Genomic DNA, 17,139 nt, shown 5'->3' with positions numbered 1-17,139 from the left:
GGTGGAGGGCTGGTATTCCATACCGTCTGCCCAAGGAGCGTTTTACATGTCGCGTACCGTAGTCCTGGCCGCCGCCATCAGCCTGGCGCTGGCGGCCTGTTCCGGCAAGGAGTCCACCCCCGTGTCCGATGCCCAGAAAGCCCCGGCCCAGCAGCCGGCCGAAGCCTCCACCAATCCGCTGCTGAGCGCCAGCACGCTGCCGTTCCAGGCGCCGCAGTTCGACAAGATCAAGGACAGCGACTACCTGCCGGCGTTCGAGGAAGGCATGCGCCAGCACCTGGCCGATGTCCGCAAGATCGCCGACAGCAGTGAGCCGGCCACCTTCGACAACACCATCGTGGCGATGGAGCGCAGCGGCGAGACCCTGACCCGCGTGTCGCGCATCTTCTTCGGCCTGGTCCAGGCCGATACCAACGATGCACGCCAGAAGATCCAGGAAGAAGTGGCGCCGAAGCTGGCCGCGCACCAGGACGAGATCAATCTCGACCCGAAGCTGTTCGCGCGCGTGAAGTCGCTGTACGACCAGCGTGACACGCTGGAACTGGACCCGGTGCAGAAGCGCCTGGTCGAGCATTACTACGACGGCCTGGTGCGCGCCGGCGCGCAGCTGTCCGACGCCGACAAGGCGAGCCTGCGCAAGCTCAACGTGGAAGAAACCACCCTTTCCACCCAGTTCCATACCCGCCTGGTGGCCGCCACTGCCGCTGCGGCCGTCGTTGTCGACGACAAGGCCAAGCTGGCCGGCCTGGACGAGAATGCGATCAACAACGCCGCCAATGCAGCCAAGGATCGCAAGCTGGATGGCAAGTTCCTGCTGCCGTTGCAGAACACCACCCAGCAGCCGGTGCTCGGTTCGCTGAGTGACCGCGACCAGCGCGCCGCCGTGCTGAAGGCCTCGGAAACCCGTGCCGAGCGCGGCGATGCCAACGACACCCGGCAGACCGTGCAGCGCCTGGCCCAGCTGCGCGCGCAGAAGGCCAAGCTGCTCGGCTTCGACACCTTCGCCGACTACCAGCTGGGCGACCAGATGGCCAAGACCCCGGCCGCCGCGCTGAAGCTGCTGACCGACACCGTGCCGGCTGCCACCGCCAAGGCGCGCGCCGAAGCCGGCGAGATCCAGAAGGTGATCGACGCGCAGAAGGGTGGTTTCCAGGTCGCCGCTTCGGACTGGGATTTCTACGCCGAGCAGGTGCGCAAGGCCAAGTACGATCTGGACGAATCGCAGATCAAGCCGTACTTCGAACTGGACAACGTGCTGCAGAACGGCGTCTTCTACGCCGCCACCCAGCTGTACGGCATCACCTTCAAGCCGCGTACCGACATTCCGACCTACAACCCGGACATGAAGGTGTACGAAGTGTTTGACAAGGACGGCACCTCGCTGGCTCTGTTCTACACCGACTACTTCAAGCGTGACAGCAAGTCCGGCGGCGCCTGGATGGACGTGTTCGTCGAGCAGGATGGCCTGACCGGTGCCAAGCCGGTGGTCTACAACGTCTGCAACTTCACCAAGCCGGCCGCCGGCCAGCCTGCGCTGATCAGCTTCGACGACGTCACCACCATGTTCCATGAGTTCGGCCATGCGCTGCACGGCATGTTCTCGAACGTGAAGTACCCGTCGATCGCCGGCACCGCCACCTCGCGCGACTTTGTCGAGTTCCCGTCGCAGTTCAACGAGCACTGGGCGCTGGATCCGAAGGTGTTCGCCAACTACGCCAAGCACTACAAGACTGGCGAAGCGATGCCGCAGGAACTGGTCGACAAGATCCTCAAGGCACGCAGCTTCAACCAGGGTTATGCGACCACCGAATACCTGTCGGCCGCACTGCTCGACCTGGCCTGGCACACGCAGAAGGCTGATGCGCCGCTGCAGGATGTTGGCGCCTTTGAAGCCAGCGCGCTGAAGAAGTTCAAGGTCGACCTGCCGCAGGTGCCGCCGCGCTACCGCACCACCTACTTCGACCACATCTGGGGGGGTGGTTACTCGGCCGGTTACTACGCTTACTTCTGGGCGGAAGTGCTGGACCATGACGCCTACCAGTGGTTCACCGAACACGGTGGCCTGACCGCGGCCAATGGACAGGAGTTCCGCGACAAGATTCTCTCGCGCGGCAACAGCGTGGAACTGTCGACCCTGTACCGCGATTTCCGCGGCAAGGATCCGTCGGTGGAACCGCTGCTGAAGTTCCGCGGGCTGAAATAAGCGCGACCTGAAGTACGAAAGAAATAACGGCGGGGGAAACCCCGCCGTTATTCGTTGAATCGATGCCATCGACAGATTCCGCAGTTTGCCGCTCATCCACGCATGGCGTGGATCCATGTATCGACCAAGGTCGACACCCACCAGAAGCAGGCCATGCCATTCCGACAGTTCGCGGAGATCTGTCGAAGGCGGGGTGGGTCCGGTTGCGGGGGTGTCTGCGGCATGGATGCCGCGGCCAAGCTTACAGGGACGTACTTGCAGCGTCCCCCGCAACCGGACCCACCCCGCCATCCCCCAGGAAACCGGCTGTTGCTGTTGAGGTTGCCGGCCAGCGGCCGGCACTACCGGGTGCCGGGCGCAGCCCGGCCATCACGTCCCCACATGCACCCGGTTTGCCTGTTCGGCCAATCCCAGGTGATCCAGCGCGATATCCAGCGCCAGCACATAGCTCTGTGCGCCATACCCGGCGGCGATGCCCAGGCGCTGGCCGACACCGGCCGGCAGGCACGGCTCGGCGACCGCGCCGTCGTCATGCACTTCCACGTAGGCGTTGTGCAGGTAGGGCAGCAGCCGCTGCAGGCGCAGGCTGTTGGCACAGGCACCCGGGTCAAGCAGCGTCACCTCGCCACGGCTGTGGTCGGCCACGCGCAGCGCATCCAGCAGTTCCTGCTCCGAACCGCAGGCACGGATCGCCACACTGGTGCCGGCGTCGATCGCGCGATGCACCAGCGACTTCAGTACCGGCGCCGGCAGTGGCATGGCGGTGCGGATCAAGGCGCCGGCCGCTTCCGGGCCGCGGATGATGAAGATCGACATGGCTCAGCCCTCCTGTGCCAGGCGGTGGCCAACGATGGCCAGCGACAACGGGTAACCGGCCTGCTGGCTGCGCTGGTCCACCACCACCGCGGCGGGGCCATGCTGCAGGCGCAGGCGCGCCTCCAGGCCGGGCTCGCTGGGTGCCTGCAGTTCGATGTACTGCGCCGGCAGTCGTTCCAATGCCGCCTGCAGCGCGCCACCCTCGGCCTGCCATTGCGCATCATCGGCCACGCCGACATCCAGCAGTACCCAGTCGGCCGAGCGCGCGTGCGGCTGGCACAGGCACTGGCGTACTTCGGACAGGCTGGCGCAGTCGCTGCACAGCACGCGATGGCCGGCCAGCTGCGTCGGCAATTGCGGGCGCGGTGCCGACGAAGATGCGTGGCGGATCACCAGGAGGGTCATACAACACCTTGCGGAATGCGCCCTGTGGCGCGGTGGGCACACGATGCGCGCGCTGGCCGTAAAGGTGCGATGCCCGTGGCCGGTCCAGCGCGTAAAACCTGCGTAACCCTGCATCGGTAGCGCCGGGCCATGCCCGGTGAACGCGCCGCATCCCCGTTTCCATCGGCCGTCGGGCACGGCCCGGCGCTACCGGGAACCTCTCCCCCCATGTGTGGTCTGATGCAGCTACCACCTACCCGGAGCCTGCCATGGATGCCGTTGCCCGCCCTCCCTTTTCCGAACGTGCGCTGGCCTGGCTGAAGAAGGAGGCGTTGCCCCTGCTGGTGATGCTCGGCTTGCTCGCCGCCGCCCGCGATACCCTGGCCAACCACTACGTAGTGCCCAGCGGCTCGATGCAGCCGACCCTGCAGCCTGGTGACCGGGTGGTGGTGGACATGCGTGCCTACGGCCTGCGCCTGCCGTTCACCAGCAAGGAACTGATGGCGACCGGTACCCCGCAGCGCGGCGAAGTGGCGGTGTTCGATTCGCCGGCCGATGGCACCCGCCTGATCAAGCGCGTGGCCGCAGTGGCCGGTGACCATGTGCGGCTGCACGAAGGGCACCTGAGCATCAACGGCCAGCCGCTGCAGACCGCGGACCTGCAGGATGTGGAAGCCTTCGGTGAACGCCGTGCCCGCCTCGATCTGGACATGGGGGGCGGCCCGGACATCGCCGACCTGGTGGTGCCGGACGGCAAGCTGCTGGTGCTGGGCGACCACCGCGGCAACAGCTTCGATGGCCGTTTCTTCGGCTTCGTCGATGCGGACAAGGTCTACGGCCGTGCGGTGGCGGTGTACTACCGCCGTGGCGACGGCTTCGAGTGGCAGCGCCTCTAAGCTGAATCAATACGCCAGGCGTATCAATCATGACCTATCAGGTTATGGATCGACTGGATGGGTGGGCCTAGTCTAGGCCCGTTCCCTCCCATGCCCGGCCGACCCCACCGGCCCACCGATCCGATGACTGGCGAAACCGCGGCGGCTGTCGAACGCCGTCCCCACACTGCCGATTCCGGCGCCGAGACCCGCATCCAGCAGGGCACGCCGGCCTTCCGCCGCACCGCGTTGGCGCTGTTCCTGGCCGGATTCTCCACCTTCGGCCTGCTGTACACGGTGCAACCGCTGCTGCCCGAGTTCAGCCGCCACTTCGGCGTGTCCGCCGCCGGGAGCGCGATGTCGCTGTCGCTGACCACTGGCACGCTGGCGGTGGCGATGCTGCTGGCCGGCCTGTTGTCCGATGCGGTCGGCCGTCGTCCGTTGATGATCGTCGCGTTGCTGGCCTCGGCCATGCTGTCGCTGAGCACGGCGCTGGTGGACGACTGGACCACGCTGCTGGTGCTGCGCACCCTGCTCGGCCTGGCGCTGAGCGGCGTGCCGGCAGTGGCGATGACCTACCTGGTCGAGGAAATGGACAGCCGCGCGCTGGGCCTGGCGATGGGCCTGTATATCGGCGGCAATGCCATTGGTGGCATGAGCGGGCGCCTGCTGGCCGGCATCATCGCCGACCACTGGGGCTGGCGCTGGGGTATCGGCGTGGTCTCGATCATCGCCATCGCCAGCACCATGCTGCTGTGGCTGCAGCTGCCGCCGTCGCGCCATTTCAGCGCGCGCCGCGATGGCCTGCGCCAGTTGCCGTCGCGCTGGCGCACGCTGTTCGCCGACCCGGGCCTGCCGTGGCTGTTCGCTACCTCGTTCGTGCTGATGGGCGTGTTCGTCACCCTCTACAACTACCTGGGCTATCACCTGCTGGCGCCGCCCTACCACCTCAGCCAGACCGTGGTCGGGCTGATCTTCAGCGTCTATCTGGTGGGCACCTTCAGTTCGGCGTGGATGGGCCAGCAGGCCACGCGCTACGGCCGCGGCCGCATCCTGTCGGTCTCGTTCGCGCTGATCGGCGTCGGCATCGCGCTGCTGGCGATGCCGTGGCTGAGCACGATGGCGCTGGGTATCGCACTGGTGACCTTCGGCTTCTTCGGTGGCCATTCGGTGGCCAGCAGCTGGGTCGGCAGCCGCGCCGGCACGATGCGCGCGGAAGCGTCGGCGCTGTACCTGTTTGCCTACTACCTGGGGTCCAGTGTGCTGGGTGGTGTCGGTGGCCTGGCCTATGCAGCCTGGGACTGGCTGGGCGTGTGCCTGTTTGCCGCCGTACTGACGCTGATCGGTGGTGGCATCGTCTGGGCCCTGCAGCAGCGCGCCCCGCAGCCGGTTGCTGCCTGACGCCTGCCTCGCGTTCCGCACGGGCGCGGCGTTGCTCTGGTAGATGCCGACCTTGGTCGGCGCTCTGGCACAGCAGCCAACCAAGGTTGGCGTCTACCAAACCTGATTGGTCGGCGCCTCACTCTTCGGCAAACGCGCCGCGCAACAATCCGGCGAAGTTGCGGATCAACGGCGTCACCCCTTCGCGGCGCCAGGCCAGCTGTACTTCCGAATGCGCGCCAGCATCGGCCAGTGCCACGAAGCGCGCGCCTTCGACCCGGATGTGATCGCACGACGACGGCAGGATTGCCGCACCCAGGCCGGCAGCAGCAAGACTGATCAGCGTCGAGGCTTCACCCGCTTCCTGCACGATGCGCGGCGTGAATCCGGCAGCCGCACACAACGCGATCATGTGGTCGTGGATGCCCGCGCCCGCGCTGCGCCGGAATGCCACGAACGGTTCCTGCGCGAAGTCGCGCAGCGACAGCGCGCCCTGCTTCGACAGTCTGCGCAGAGCAGGATGGTCGGCATGCACGATCAACGCCAGCGGATCGACGAACAGGCTGTGCGCCGCCAGTTCCGGCGGCAACGCGCGCTTGCGGATGATGCCCACGTCCAGCGAACCGTCGAGCAGCGCATCGATCTGCTGCAGCGTGTTCATCTCGCTCAGCTGCAGCCGTACCTGCGGGTACTGCTGGCGGTAATGCAGGATCGAACGCGGAATCTGCGGCGACAGTGGCGTGGCGCGGGTCAGGCCGATATGCAGCTCACCCTGCTCGCCGCGCTGCGCACGCTGCACCTCGTCCACCGCCGCTTCCACCTGCTGCACGATGGCGCGTGCACGTTCCTGCAGCAGCTCGCCCGCAGGCGTCAGCTGCACGCGACGATGGCTGCGCACGAACAGGCGCGCACCGATCAGATCTTCCAGCTGGCGGATCTGCTGGCTGAGCGGCGGCTGCGACATACCCAACCGCTCCGCCGCCTGGCCGAAGTGCAGCGTATCGGCGACAGCGAGGAAGTAACGCAGGTGGCGGAGTTCGATGGACATGCAGCAGCGGCAGATGACGCGCCCGGTCGGCCCGCCTATCTTACGGTCAGGAATCCACCGTGACCGGAACCCCATGCCCTTCGACCCGCCAATCCATCGCGAATGGTTGAACGCCTTCCTGGCCTGGGCTGCACCCCATGGCATCGCCACGCGCTGTCTCCCCACCGCCAACCCGGCTGGCAGGCTCGACATCGACACCGCGCAGGTCATCGCCCGCATCACCTACTGGAGTTCCGGTGAATGCGATGCTGAGATTCTTGATGTTGAATCAGAGCAGCGGATCTACCAATGCAGCTGGACCAACCTGCAGCCCGAACATTTCGACACCGCGTTCGCGCAATGGCTCGCCATCGTGGACGGCCCCACGGGGCAATCGCTCCCGCCGTGAGCTGCACATAGGGTCAGAGCCCGTTGCAAGGCAACGGGATCCGAGCCGCGGATCCAACAGTTCGATCATTTGTACGTCATCCACGCATGGCGTGGATCTACCGTGTCGACCAAGGTCGACACCCACCAACAGCAGCAATCTGTCGAAGGCGGGGTGGGTCCGGTTGCGGGGGCGTGAGCCGCATGGATGCGGCGACCGAGCTTACAGGGACGTACTTGCAGCGTCCCCCGCAACCGGACCCACCCCGCCAACTCACGGAAGCCCGGCTTTTGACGTTGCAGTTGCCGTTGACGTTGATTCGGCAGGTGCAGGGCGCAGCCCTGCCGAACACCCCTTACCGCTCCGAATGCCCGCTCTGGTCGTAATCGCGCGGACTGAACAACTCCGGCTGGATCAGCTCCACAAACGCCCGCGCCTGCGCCGACAACGCCTTGCCGCGCCGCACGATCACCCCGTAGCTGCGCTCCGGGAACCAGCGCTTCATCGACCGCGCCGCCAGCCGCTCGCGGTCGGCATCGTTCAGGCAAAGCGCCGGCACGATGGAAATACCCATGCCCATCGCCACGTACTGCTTGATCACCTCCCAGCCACCGACCTCCAGCGCCACCGTGTACGCGATGCGGTGGCGCTGGAACACCTGGTCCACCAGCCGGTAGGTGATCTGCCGCTTCGGCGGCAGCACCAGCGGGTAGCGCGCGATGTCGGCCAGTTCCAGCTCGCCGCCACTGGCCAGCGGATGGTCGTGCGGAGCAATCAGGACCTGCTCGAAGCGATAGGCCGGTGCGTAGCTCAGGTCGGCCGGCACATCGGTCATCGAACCGATGGCCAGGTCGGCCGCGTCCTCGCGCAGCAGGTCGGTGCCATCGGCGCTGATCGCGTTGTGCAGGGTCAGGCGCACGTCCGGGTGGTGCAGGCGGAAGCGTTCGACGATCTTCGGCAGCAGGTACAGGATGGTGGAACTGTTGGCGGCGATGTTCAGTTCGCCTGCGTCCAGGCCGCGCACCTTGTCGCGGAAGCGCGCCTCCAGCCCATCCAGGTTCTCCACCAGTGGCTGTGCCATTTCGTACAGCAGCTGGCCCTCGCGACTGGGCACCAGGCGCCGCCCGCTGCGCTCGAACAACGGCACACCCAGCTCCCGTTCCAACGCCTGCAACTGCAGGCTGATGGCCGGCTGGCTGACGAAAAGTGCCTCAGCCGCCCGTGAGACCGAACCCAGGCGCACCGTCTGGCAGAACGCGCGCAGCGGCTTCAACCGGTCGGATTTGTAGGAAAAACGCGGACTTGGCGAGGGGCGCGTGGTCATGGCGTCACAAGTATTAGCACAATTTATGTAAAGCATTGCAAAAACTGTTTTGCCAAATACCAAGGCCCAGCGGCACCGTGGAGACGTTCCCCCACCGCTGGAGTCGCCCCATGTCCGCCGTCGCTTCCGCTGTTCCCACCCCTGCCAGCAAGGCTACCCCCGGCATCGCCCTGGCGACCCGCGTGGCCGGCCAGGAGACCGTGCTGCCGGCACCGCTGCTGGCCCTGCTGGTCTCGCTGCACCGGGCGGTGGAACCGGGCCGGCAGGCGCGGCTGCAGGACCGCCGCAAGCGCCAGGCATTCTTCGACCAGGGCGGCCTGCCGGACTTCCGCGAAGACACCGCCGCGATCCGCAGCGGCGAGTGGCGCGTGGCCCCGCTGCCGACCGCGCTGCAGGACCGCCGCGTCGAGATCACCGGCCCGACCGATCCGAAGATGGTCATCAACGCGCTGAACTCCGGCGCCAAGGTGTTCATGGCCGACTTCGAGGATTCGACCTCGCCGACCTGGCGCAACCTGCTGGCCGGCCAGCAGTCGCTGGCGGCCGCCGTGCGCGGCGATCTGGAATTCACCGCACCGGCCGCCAACGGCAAGCCGGGCAAGCACTACACCCTGCGCCCCTACGACGAACAGGCGGTGCTGATCGTGCGCCCGCGTGGCTGGCACCTGGACGAGAAGCACGTGCGCATCGATGGCCAGTTCATTGCCGGTGGCCTGTTCGATGCGGCGGTGTTCGCCTTCCACAACGCCCGCACCTTGCAGGCGAAGGATCGTGGCCCGTACTTCTACCTGCCCAAGCTGCAGAGCATGGAAGAAGCGGCGCTGTGGGAGACCGCGCTGTCGCACATCGAAGGCATGCTGGGCCTGCCGCACGGCCAGATCAAGGTGACCGTGCTGATCGAAACGCTGCCGGCGGTGTTCGAGATGGACGAGATCCTGCACGCGCTGCGCGAGCGCATCGTCGGCCTCAACTGCGGCCGCTGGGATTACATCTTCTCCTACCTGAAGACCTTCCGCCGCCACGCTGACCGTGTGCTGCCCGAGCGCGGCCAGGTGACCATGACCCAGCCGTTCCTGAAGGCGTATTCGGAACTGCTGATCCAGACCTGTCACCGCCGCGGTGCGCATGCGATGGGCGGCATGGCCGCGCAGATCCCGATCAACAACGATGCCGCTGCCAACGAGCAGGCGATGGCCCGCGTGCGCGCCGACAAGCTGCGCGAGGTCACTGCCGGCCACGACGGTACCTGGGTCGCGCACCCCGCGCTGATTCCGGTGGCGATGGCGATCTTCGACGAGCACATGCCCGGTGCGAACCAGCACAGCGTGCTGCGCCACGATGTGCGCGTCGGTCGCGACGAGCTGATCGCACGGCCGCCGGGCACCATCACCCGCGCCGGCTTCGACGGCAACGTGGAAGTCTGCGTGCGCTATCTGGCCGCCTGGCTGGATGGCAACGGCTGCGTGCCGATCCATCACTTGATGGAGGACGCGGCCACCGCCGAGATCAGCCGCAGCCAGCTGTGGCAGTGGCTGCACACGCCGGGCCAGCAGCTGGACGATGGCACCGCGATCGACCTGGCTCTGCTCGACGCCACGCTGGCGCAGCTGCCGGCACGGCTGGGTGATACCGCCGCGCTGCCCGGTGGCGCACGCATCAGCGAAGCCATCGCCCTGCTCGGTGAACTGAGCCGCAGCGAAGAACTGACCGATTTCCTGACCCTGCCGGCCTACGCGCGCATCGATTGACCGACTGCCCGCAAACCCGTCGTTTCCCTCCCCGCTGCACGCACGAACCGAACTGGAGAAAGACATGAGCAAGCTGCCCACTGCCGAACAGATCCAGCACGACTGGGACACCAACCCGCGCTGGGAAGGCATCCAGCGCAACTACAGCGCCGCCGACGTGGTGCGCCTGCGCGGCACCGTGCACATCGAGCACTCGCTGGCCCGCCTGGGCGCGGAGAAGCTGTGGGCGTCGCTGCACGAGCGCGAGTTCGTCAACGCGCTGGGTGCGCTGACCGGCAACCAGGCCATGCAGCAGGTCAAGGCCGGCCTGAAGGCGATCTACCTGTCCGGTTGGCAGGTGGCGGCCGACGCCAATCTGGCCGGCCAGATGTATCCGGACCAGTCGCTGTACCCGGCCGATTCGGTGCCGGCGGTGGTCAAGCGCATCAACAACACCCTGCTGCGCGCCGACCAGCTGCACCACGCCGAAGGCAAGGATGACATCGACTTCCTGCAGCCGATCGTGGCCGACGCCGAAGCCGGTTTTGGCGGCGTGCTCAACGCGTTCGAGCTGATGAAGGCGATGATCGAGGCCGGCGCCGCCGGCGTGCATTTCGAGGACCAGCTGGCCTCGGTGAAGAAGTGTGGCCACATGGGAGGCAAGGTGCTGGTGCCGACCCGCGAGGCGATCGAGAAGCTCAACGCCGCGCGCCTGGCTGCCGACGTGCTGGGTGTGCCGACCCTGCTGGTGGCGCGCACCGACGCCGAAGCCGCCGACCTGCTGACCAGCGACATCGACGGCAACGACAAGCCGTTCGCCACCGGCGAGCGCACCGTCGAGGGCTTCTACAAGACCCGCAATGGTCTGGACCAGGCGATCAGCCGTGGCCTGGCCTATGCACCGTATGCCGACCTGGTGTGGTGCGAGACCGGCAAGCCGGATCTGGAATTCGCACGCAAGTTCGCCGAGGCAATCCATGCGAAGTTCCCGGGCAAGCTGCTGGCCTACAACTGCTCGCCCAGCTTCAACTGGAAGAAGAACCTGGACGACGCCACCATCGCCAGGTTCCAGCGCGAGCTGGGCAGCTACGGCTACAAGTTCCAGTTCATCACCCTGGCCGGTTTCCATGCGCTGAACTACGGCATGTTCAACCTGGCCCACGGCTATGCACGCCGCCAGATGAGCGCCTTCGTGGAACTGCAGGAGGCCGAGTTCGAAGCAGCCGAGCGTGGCTTCACCGCGGTCAAGCACCAGCGCGAGGTCGGCACCGGTTACTTCGATGCCGTGACCCAGGCGATCCAGCAGGGCCAGTCCTCGACCACCGCGTTGACCGGTTCGACGGAAGAAGAACAGTTCCACGGCGGGCGCAGCGAACGCGCCGCGTGATGCGGTAGTGCCGGCCGCTGGCCGGCGACCATGTGATCTTCCGGGCATTGCAGGGAAGCCGGCCAGCGGCCGGCTCTACCGAAGCCTCGAAATCCGATCAGGGTGGCCAGGGAAGGGCCAGGCAACGCCGGTGGGTCGGGGGACCTGCCGGCGTTGTTGTGTCGATGGGAAACAGATGGAGGCCGCCAGCGTCAATCCGGCGCACCCCACGGCCCGGCAACTTGGCCGAAACCCTGTGAAGGTGGCCATCAGATTGATCCGGAACGACTTTTCCCTCGATCGTGGCGGGCAGAACGGCCACCGCGCGCCTTCACATCGGGAAAGCGGACCTCAAGGCTCAAAATGAGATAGGGCGCACATTTTAAAGCGGTGCTATGCTCCGCGGCTCACCAGGGGACGCTGGCGGCGGGTGCAGGGAATGACCGGCAGGGGTGCGGCCGAGAACAGTGATGTGACGTCAGGTATCGCCCGGGTGGCGATGGCCGAGATCGTGCATGCGTTGCTGTCCGATGCCGAAGTCGCATTGTTCGCCAGATTTGCCCGTCCATGCAAGCTTCATGCCGGACAGTGGCTGTTCCAGCGTGGGCATCGTGGCGAGCGCATGTACGTGATCCTGGAAGGCCAGATCGAACTGGACTTCGGCGAGGACCTGGTGATCAAGACTCTCGGGCAGCAGGAGTTCTTCGGTGAGCTGGGCCTGCTGGTGGGTGACCACCCGCGCAGCGCCAGTGCGCGCGCCCTGGTGGACTGCGAGGTGCTTGAGCTGGGGCCCGCCGACTTCCATCGCCTGGTCGAATCCGATCCGGGCCTGGTCGCCTACTTCCTGCGCCGCACGATCATGCGCGTGCTGACCAACGAACAGGCCCTGATCAGCCAGCTGCGCCGGCGCAACCATGACCTGGAAACCGCGCTGGACAACCTCTACATCACCACCCACCAGCTGACCCACACCCGTGAGCTGGTGCGTACCGATGAACTGACCGGACTGCACAACCGCCGTGGCCTCACTCTGTACCTGCAGGAATGCCGTGCCGATGGCAGTGGGCTGCCGCAGGCGCTGCTGCTGATCGACTGCGACCGCTTCAAGCAGATCAATGACCGCCATGGCCATCAGGCCGGCGATCGCGTGCTGCAGAGCATGGGCAACATCCTGCGCTCGATGGCCGGCGAGCAGGACCTGACCTGCCGGCTCGGCGGTGACGAGTTCTGCCTGATCCTGCGTCGTGGCAACCACGAGATCGTGCAGCACGCGGCCGAGTTCATCCTCAGCGCGGTACATGGTCTGCTCGAACGCAGCCACGGCACGCCGCACGTCAGCCTGGTCAGCATCGGCGCCAGCCTGCTGGACCCGGATGCGGGCTGGAGCGAGTGGTACGCCAGCGCGGACCGTGCGCTGTACCAGGCCAAGCGCGATGGTGGCAACTGCCTGCGTTGGGCAGACGCAGTGGACTCACCCTAGATCGGGAGACAGAGGCGATGAATGGCGACAACGGAACGTCGGCGCCGCACAACCAGCAACTGCGCGCCCTGCTGTTCACCGACCTGTGTGACTCGCTGCTGCTGGTCGAGCGCATCGGCGATGTCGCCGCCGCCGAACTGTTCCAGGAACACGACCGGCTGGTGCTGGCGCTGCAGCAGCGCTGGAACGGCCAGCTGATCGATCGCTCCGACGGGTTGTTCATGCTGTTCGAGCGCCCGATCGACGCGCTTGGCTTCGCATTGGATTACCAGCGTGGACTGCAGCCGCTGGGGCAGAGACACGAGATCCATCTGCAGGCGCGGGCCGGTCTGCATGTGGGCGATGTGCTCACCTGGGAGAACAGCGCCGAGGCAGTGCGGGCTGGCGCCAAGGCGATTGAAGTCGAAGGCCTGGCCAAGCCGACGGCGGCGCGCCTGATGCAGTTGGCGCGGCCGGGCCAGATCCTGCTTTCGGCGGTGGCCGAATCCATCGTGCGTCGCTCCAGTGGGTCGCTGGGCGCGATGGCTGAAGGCCTGCAATGGCGATCGTTCGGGCGATGGCGTTTCAAGGGCGTGAGCCAGCCAGCCGAAGTCTACGGCGTGCAGGCGGCGGGCATGCCCACGCCGGGGCGGCTGCGGCACACGGCCAAGGCCCGGCGTGACCTGCCGTTGTGGCGCCGTCCACTGGCGATGGCGGCGCAGGCTGCCGTACTGCTGGCCGCGGTGCTTGGCGTCTGGTTGCTGACCCGGCCACAGCCGGCCATCGCGTTCGCCGAACGCGATTGGGTGGTGCTCGGCGGGCTGCATAACTTCACCGGCAATCGCCTGCTCGATGACGCCCTGGACCAGGCGTTCCGGATCAGTCTCGAGCAGTCCCGCTACGTCAACGTCGTCAGTGACGACCGCGTCGGCCGCACCCTTGAGATGATGCGGAAACCGCTGGATGGTGGCGTCCGCGAACGCGGCGATGCCGCCGCTGTGGCGGTACGCACGGGCGCCCGCCTGGTGTTCGTGCCATCGGCTACCGATGTCGGCGGCCGCACCCGCTTCAGCGTGGAGGTGATCGAGCCGTCGACGCTGCGCACCCTGGCTGTGGTATCCGCCGATGCGAAGGCGGGTGCGGTACTGGCGGCGGTGGACGATGTTTCGCGCCAGCTGCGCGATCGCCTGGGCGAAGAGCCCGCATTGATCCAGCGCGACAGCCAATCCCTGCCTGAGGTGACCACGGGCAGCATGGATGCGCTGCGTGCGTTTGCCTTGGGCCAGAAGCGCTACGTGCGCGGTGACTACAAGGGAGCATTGGCGTTTTACCAGCAGGCCACGGAAATCGATCCAGAATTCGCACTGGCATGGCTGGGACAGACTCGGAGCCATTTCGCGGATGCGGATTTCTCCCGTGCCGCCAGCGTGTTGAAGAAGGCACAGCGATGGTCCCGGCATCTGACCACACGTGAAGCGCTCTACGTACGCAACTGGACCCTTCATCTGGGCGACCCGGACCGCGCAACCGATGGATGGATGCAGATGGCCGAGTTGTATCCGGACTATCTGCCGGCTGCGAACAATGCTGCGATCAGCCTCTATTGCGAGAACCGTTTCAGCGAAGCACTGCCGCTGGCGCAACGCGTTGCGATGAGCCAGGTCGATCTATTGGGCGTTGGCCAGGATCAGTACGGCCGCATCCTGCTGGCAATGGGGCGGTTCGATGAAGCAGACCGCGCGCTTTCCGTTGCAGCGGCCAGCGGCTGGCAGGGAGCACTGATGCGACAGGCGACCGTTGCAGCGGCGCGAGGCGACCTGGCACGGTCCCTGGGCTTGTTGCAGAAGATCGACGCCAGCGACTATCACGCCGACAACATCCGCATTTCCGTCCAGCTGGACAAGGGTGACATCCAGGCCGCGCTGTGGAATGCCGAGCGCGGCATGAAGCGGAGCTACACCATGCCCGGTGTTGACCGCTTCAACTTCTATGTTCCCCTGGCCGTAGCGCGATTGCAGGCGGGCCAGCATTCAAGCGTCGGACCGCTGCTGGATGAGGCGATCCACCGGACATTCGAAGGCATCGAATCAGTTCCCGTGGTCGATGCCGTTGATCGTATCGTCACCGCCCAGGCCGCGGCACTTGTAGGGTTGCGCATGGGGGACGCCCGCTACGCCAGGCAGGTCGAGCGTCGCTGGGCTTCGTTGCAGAGAAAGCCGGAAAGCGCCGTCATCCGCGAATTCGATGCTGTGCTGGGCGCGGAGAGGCTGCGCGCATCAGGTAAACCGCTGCAGGCACTCCAGCTGCTCGAACCCTATCTGGGTGCTCGCTCGCGGGTGCAATCGCGGGTCGCGGCGATGAAGGCGGCCCGCGATGCGGGCTTGGATGCCCAGATGCTCGACCAGAAGCGTTGGCTGGCCTCCAACCCCGGCCTTGCGTACGCAGAGATCGAATGCAGTTACTGCCTGCAGGCGATGAACGTGCTGGATGTGCGCGAGGCTGCCCGGCCTTTGCCCGCAGCGGAGACCAGGCCCGAAGGGTGAGCGGTTCTCAGCGGAGCGTACGCGGGGAATTACCTGTGTTGCCGTTCTCGAGCATCGGCACGGTGTAGGCCGTTCCACTGGACAGCATCGCGACGATCTGCGCGTGTGCCTGCTCGATGACGGCTTTGTCCGCCAGCTCGATGGAGGCACAGCACATGGCGACGAACTGGCTCAGCTCGGCCGGATCTGCAGGAACGTGGCCGGCTTCCAGCAACGCCGCCTCCGGCGACTGGGTGAAGCGGCCGCGGAATGCGTCATCGGTGGCGAGCAGGTTCACAAGATTCTGCGCGACGGCAGGTTCCAGCTGCAGGGTGGGCATGGTGGGGTCCGGAAACGTCGATATGGAACCTTGATGTCGGCGCAGGGGAGCGCTTCTTGAGTGACCGCCGCGCTGCCATCAAGGAATCGCGGTATCGCTCGATAACGTGGCAGGAATATCCAAAGGAAAGAACATGCAGGTCAGGCGCTGTTCGGTACTGATGATGGAGCTGCGGGAAACGGCAACGTTCGACCTGCAGGGCCTGATGCAGGGCGGTGATGGGCTTCGTCGCAGGCAGGCCTGGCTTGCGCTCGCGCCGCACTTGCCCGAACCGGTCGAACTGGATGCCAGGCAGCAGGCCTGGCTGGGTCGGCTCAGCCCCAGCGCATGGCAGGAGGTCGCGGTGGACAGCGAGGAGGCGGGCATGGTGTCGCCCCTGCAGCAGGCAGGGCTGGTGTTTGTCCAGGGCAGCGCGACGGATGCAGCGTCGATTGCCGACGAGGCATTGCGCTCGACCTACTGGCACCCGCTTGCTGCCGTGCTGCACGCATTCTCGCGCTGGGATGGGGTGGATGCCGTCGGCAACATGCGCGCGTCCAGGACCGAGACGGCCGTGCAGATGCGTGAAACACTGGGAGCGCCGCCTGCGACCACGGTGTCACGTTGCAGCGAAGGCGCCATTGCGCTGCCCAGGGCCGAGCCGGCAGCCTTCGACACGCTGCTGGCCCGTCGCGCAACCTGTCGCAACTTCGACTGGCAGCGACCGCTGCCGCTGCCGATGCTGGCGCGGATGTTGCAGCGGACCTTCGGCAGTACCGGAGAACACCGTGTCGGCGAGGACCTGGTGTTCATGAAGAAGAACGTGCCCTCCGGTGGCGGGCTGCATCCCATCGAGGCCTATCTGGTGGTGCAGCACGTCGAAGGGCTGCCGGCGGGCCTGTACCACTATCGCGGCGATACCCATGTGCTGGAGCCGGTGGCCTCGGACAGCGAGGTGGACCGTGACTTCGTGATGGATGTTGTGGGCCAGCAGCACTGGTTTGCCGATGCGCACGTGCTGGTGATCCTGGCGCCGCGCTTCGACCGTACATTCTGGAAGTATCGCCAGCACGCGAAAAGCTACCGCGTCATCGCCCTTGAGGCGGGCCATCTGTCCCAGACACTGTATCTGGCCGCGACCGACGATGGCCTGGGTGCGTTCATCACTGCGGCAATCAACGAGAAAGCAATCGAGCGCGCCCTTTCCTTGGATCCCGTCACCGATGGCGTGCTCGCTGTGTGCGGCTTCGGCTGGCGCGCCGCGACCATGACCACGACCGAGCTGGACCCTGCAGGCACGATCTGGAACCTTGAAGACCGCGCGGGCTGACCCCGCGCGGCCTCTGCTG

At 66.3% G+C, this 17,139-nt stretch carries 14 protein-coding genes; 9 read left to right on the top strand and 5 right to left on the bottom strand.

Annotated features, from left to right (window positions below; translation table 11 throughout):
• The first annotated feature begins 46 nt into the window (after window positions 1-46).
• Complete coding sequence (gene dcp / locus EZ304_RS19580) at window positions 47-2,203, top strand: peptidyl-dipeptidase Dcp (RefSeq protein ID WP_099551561.1); 2,157 nt, start codon at window positions 47-49, stop codon at window positions 2,201-2,203.
• Between the two features lie 369 nt (window positions 2,204-2,572).
• On the opposite strand, the gene EZ304_RS19575 is transcribed toward dcp, so the two are convergent.
• Window positions 2,573-3,019 (bottom strand): 3-dehydroquinate dehydratase, encoded by a 447-nt coding sequence (locus tag EZ304_RS19575; RefSeq protein WP_004153636.1) that lies wholly within the window; start codon window positions 3,017-3,019, stop codon window positions 2,573-2,575.
• A gap of 3 nt (window positions 3,020-3,022) precedes the next feature.
• Window positions 3,023-3,424 (bottom strand): hypothetical protein, encoded by a 402-nt coding sequence (locus EZ304_RS19570; protein WP_142807918.1) that lies wholly within the window; start codon window positions 3,422-3,424, stop codon window positions 3,023-3,025.
• A gap of 248 nt (window positions 3,425-3,672) precedes the next feature.
• Here EZ304_RS19570 and lepB point away from each other — a divergent pair, with 248 nt between their 5' ends.
• Both lepB and EZ304_RS19560 read left to right on the top strand, forming a co-directional pair.
• Window positions 3,673-4,299 carry a signal peptidase I gene (lepB, locus tag EZ304_RS19565; protein ID WP_142807917.1) on the top strand — a complete coding sequence of 209 codons (627 nt, stop codon included), beginning with the start codon at window positions 3,673-3,675 and terminating at the stop codon, window positions 4,297-4,299.
• Window positions 4,300-4,422: 123 nt separating this feature from the next.
• Complete coding sequence (locus tag EZ304_RS19560) at window positions 4,423-5,679, top strand: MFS transporter (protein ID WP_142807916.1); 1,257 nt, start codon at window positions 4,423-4,425, stop codon at window positions 5,677-5,679.
• Between the two features lie 118 nt (window positions 5,680-5,797).
• Here EZ304_RS19560 and EZ304_RS19555 read toward each other — a convergent pair whose 3' ends face one another.
• Entirely contained in the window at window positions 5,798-6,706 is a 909-nt protein-coding gene (locus EZ304_RS19555) for a LysR family transcriptional regulator (RefSeq protein ID WP_142807915.1), read from the bottom strand.
• A gap of 73 nt (window positions 6,707-6,779) precedes the next feature.
• On the opposite strand from EZ304_RS19555, the gene EZ304_RS19550 reads away from it, so the two are divergent.
• Complete coding sequence (locus tag EZ304_RS19550; protein ID WP_099551556.1) at window positions 6,780-7,094, top strand: immunity protein TriTu family protein; 315 nt, start codon at window positions 6,780-6,782, stop codon at window positions 7,092-7,094.
• Window positions 7,095-7,428: 334 nt separating this feature from the next.
• Here EZ304_RS19550 and EZ304_RS19545 read toward each other — a convergent pair whose 3' ends face one another.
• Window positions 7,429-8,397, bottom strand: coding sequence for a LysR family transcriptional regulator (locus tag EZ304_RS19545; RefSeq protein ID WP_099551555.1), 969 nt, complete (start codon window positions 8,395-8,397; stop codon window positions 7,429-7,431).
• Window positions 8,398-8,507: 110 nt separating this feature from the next.
• On the opposite strand from EZ304_RS19545, the gene aceB reads away from it, so the two are divergent.
• The 4 genes from aceB (at window position 8,508) to EZ304_RS19525 (ending at window position 15,492) form a co-directional block, all read left to right on the top strand.
• Window positions 8,508-10,145, top strand: coding sequence for a malate synthase A (gene aceB / locus EZ304_RS19540; protein WP_099551554.1), 1,638 nt, complete (start codon window positions 8,508-8,510; stop codon window positions 10,143-10,145).
• Between the two features lie 64 nt (window positions 10,146-10,209).
• Window positions 10,210-11,511, top strand: a complete 1,302-nt coding sequence (aceA, locus tag EZ304_RS19535; protein WP_069118153.1) for an isocitrate lyase — start codon at window positions 10,210-10,212, stop codon at window positions 11,509-11,511.
• A 418-nt stretch (window positions 11,512-11,929) separates the two neighbouring features.
• The gene (locus EZ304_RS19530) at window positions 11,930-12,970 is read left to right on the top strand and encodes a GGDEF domain-containing protein (RefSeq protein ID WP_099551553.1); all 1,041 of its coding nucleotides are present in this window, start codon (window positions 11,930-11,932) and stop codon (window positions 12,968-12,970) included.
• Window positions 12,971-12,987: 17 nt separating this feature from the next.
• A complete protein-coding gene (locus tag EZ304_RS19525; protein ID WP_185959199.1) occupies window positions 12,988-15,492 on the top strand; it encodes a putative peptide modification system cyclase in 2,505 nt (834 codons plus the stop codon).
• Window positions 15,493-15,499: 7 nt separating this feature from the next.
• Here the strand turns inward: EZ304_RS19525 and EZ304_RS19520 are convergent, their stop codons facing one another.
• On the bottom strand, window positions 15,500-15,811 hold the full coding sequence (locus tag EZ304_RS19520; protein ID WP_049452942.1) for an NHLP-related RiPP peptide: 312 nt from the start codon (window positions 15,809-15,811) through the stop codon (window positions 15,500-15,502).
• Between the two features lie 133 nt (window positions 15,812-15,944).
• Here EZ304_RS19520 and EZ304_RS19515 point away from each other — a divergent pair, with 133 nt between their 5' ends.
• On the top strand, window positions 15,945-17,120 hold the full coding sequence (locus tag EZ304_RS19515) for a putative peptide maturation dehydrogenase (protein ID WP_088430670.1): 1,176 nt from the start codon (window positions 15,945-15,947) through the stop codon (window positions 17,118-17,120).
• Window positions 17,121-17,139 lie beyond the last annotated feature (19 nt).

Source organism: Stenotrophomonas maltophilia (assembly GCF_006974125.1).
Lineage (GTDB): Bacteria > Pseudomonadota > Gammaproteobacteria > Xanthomonadales > Xanthomonadaceae > Stenotrophomonas > Stenotrophomonas maltophilia_O.
Note: the sequence above shows the minus strand (reverse complement) of the source record. Positions and strands in the feature narration are given on the sequence as shown.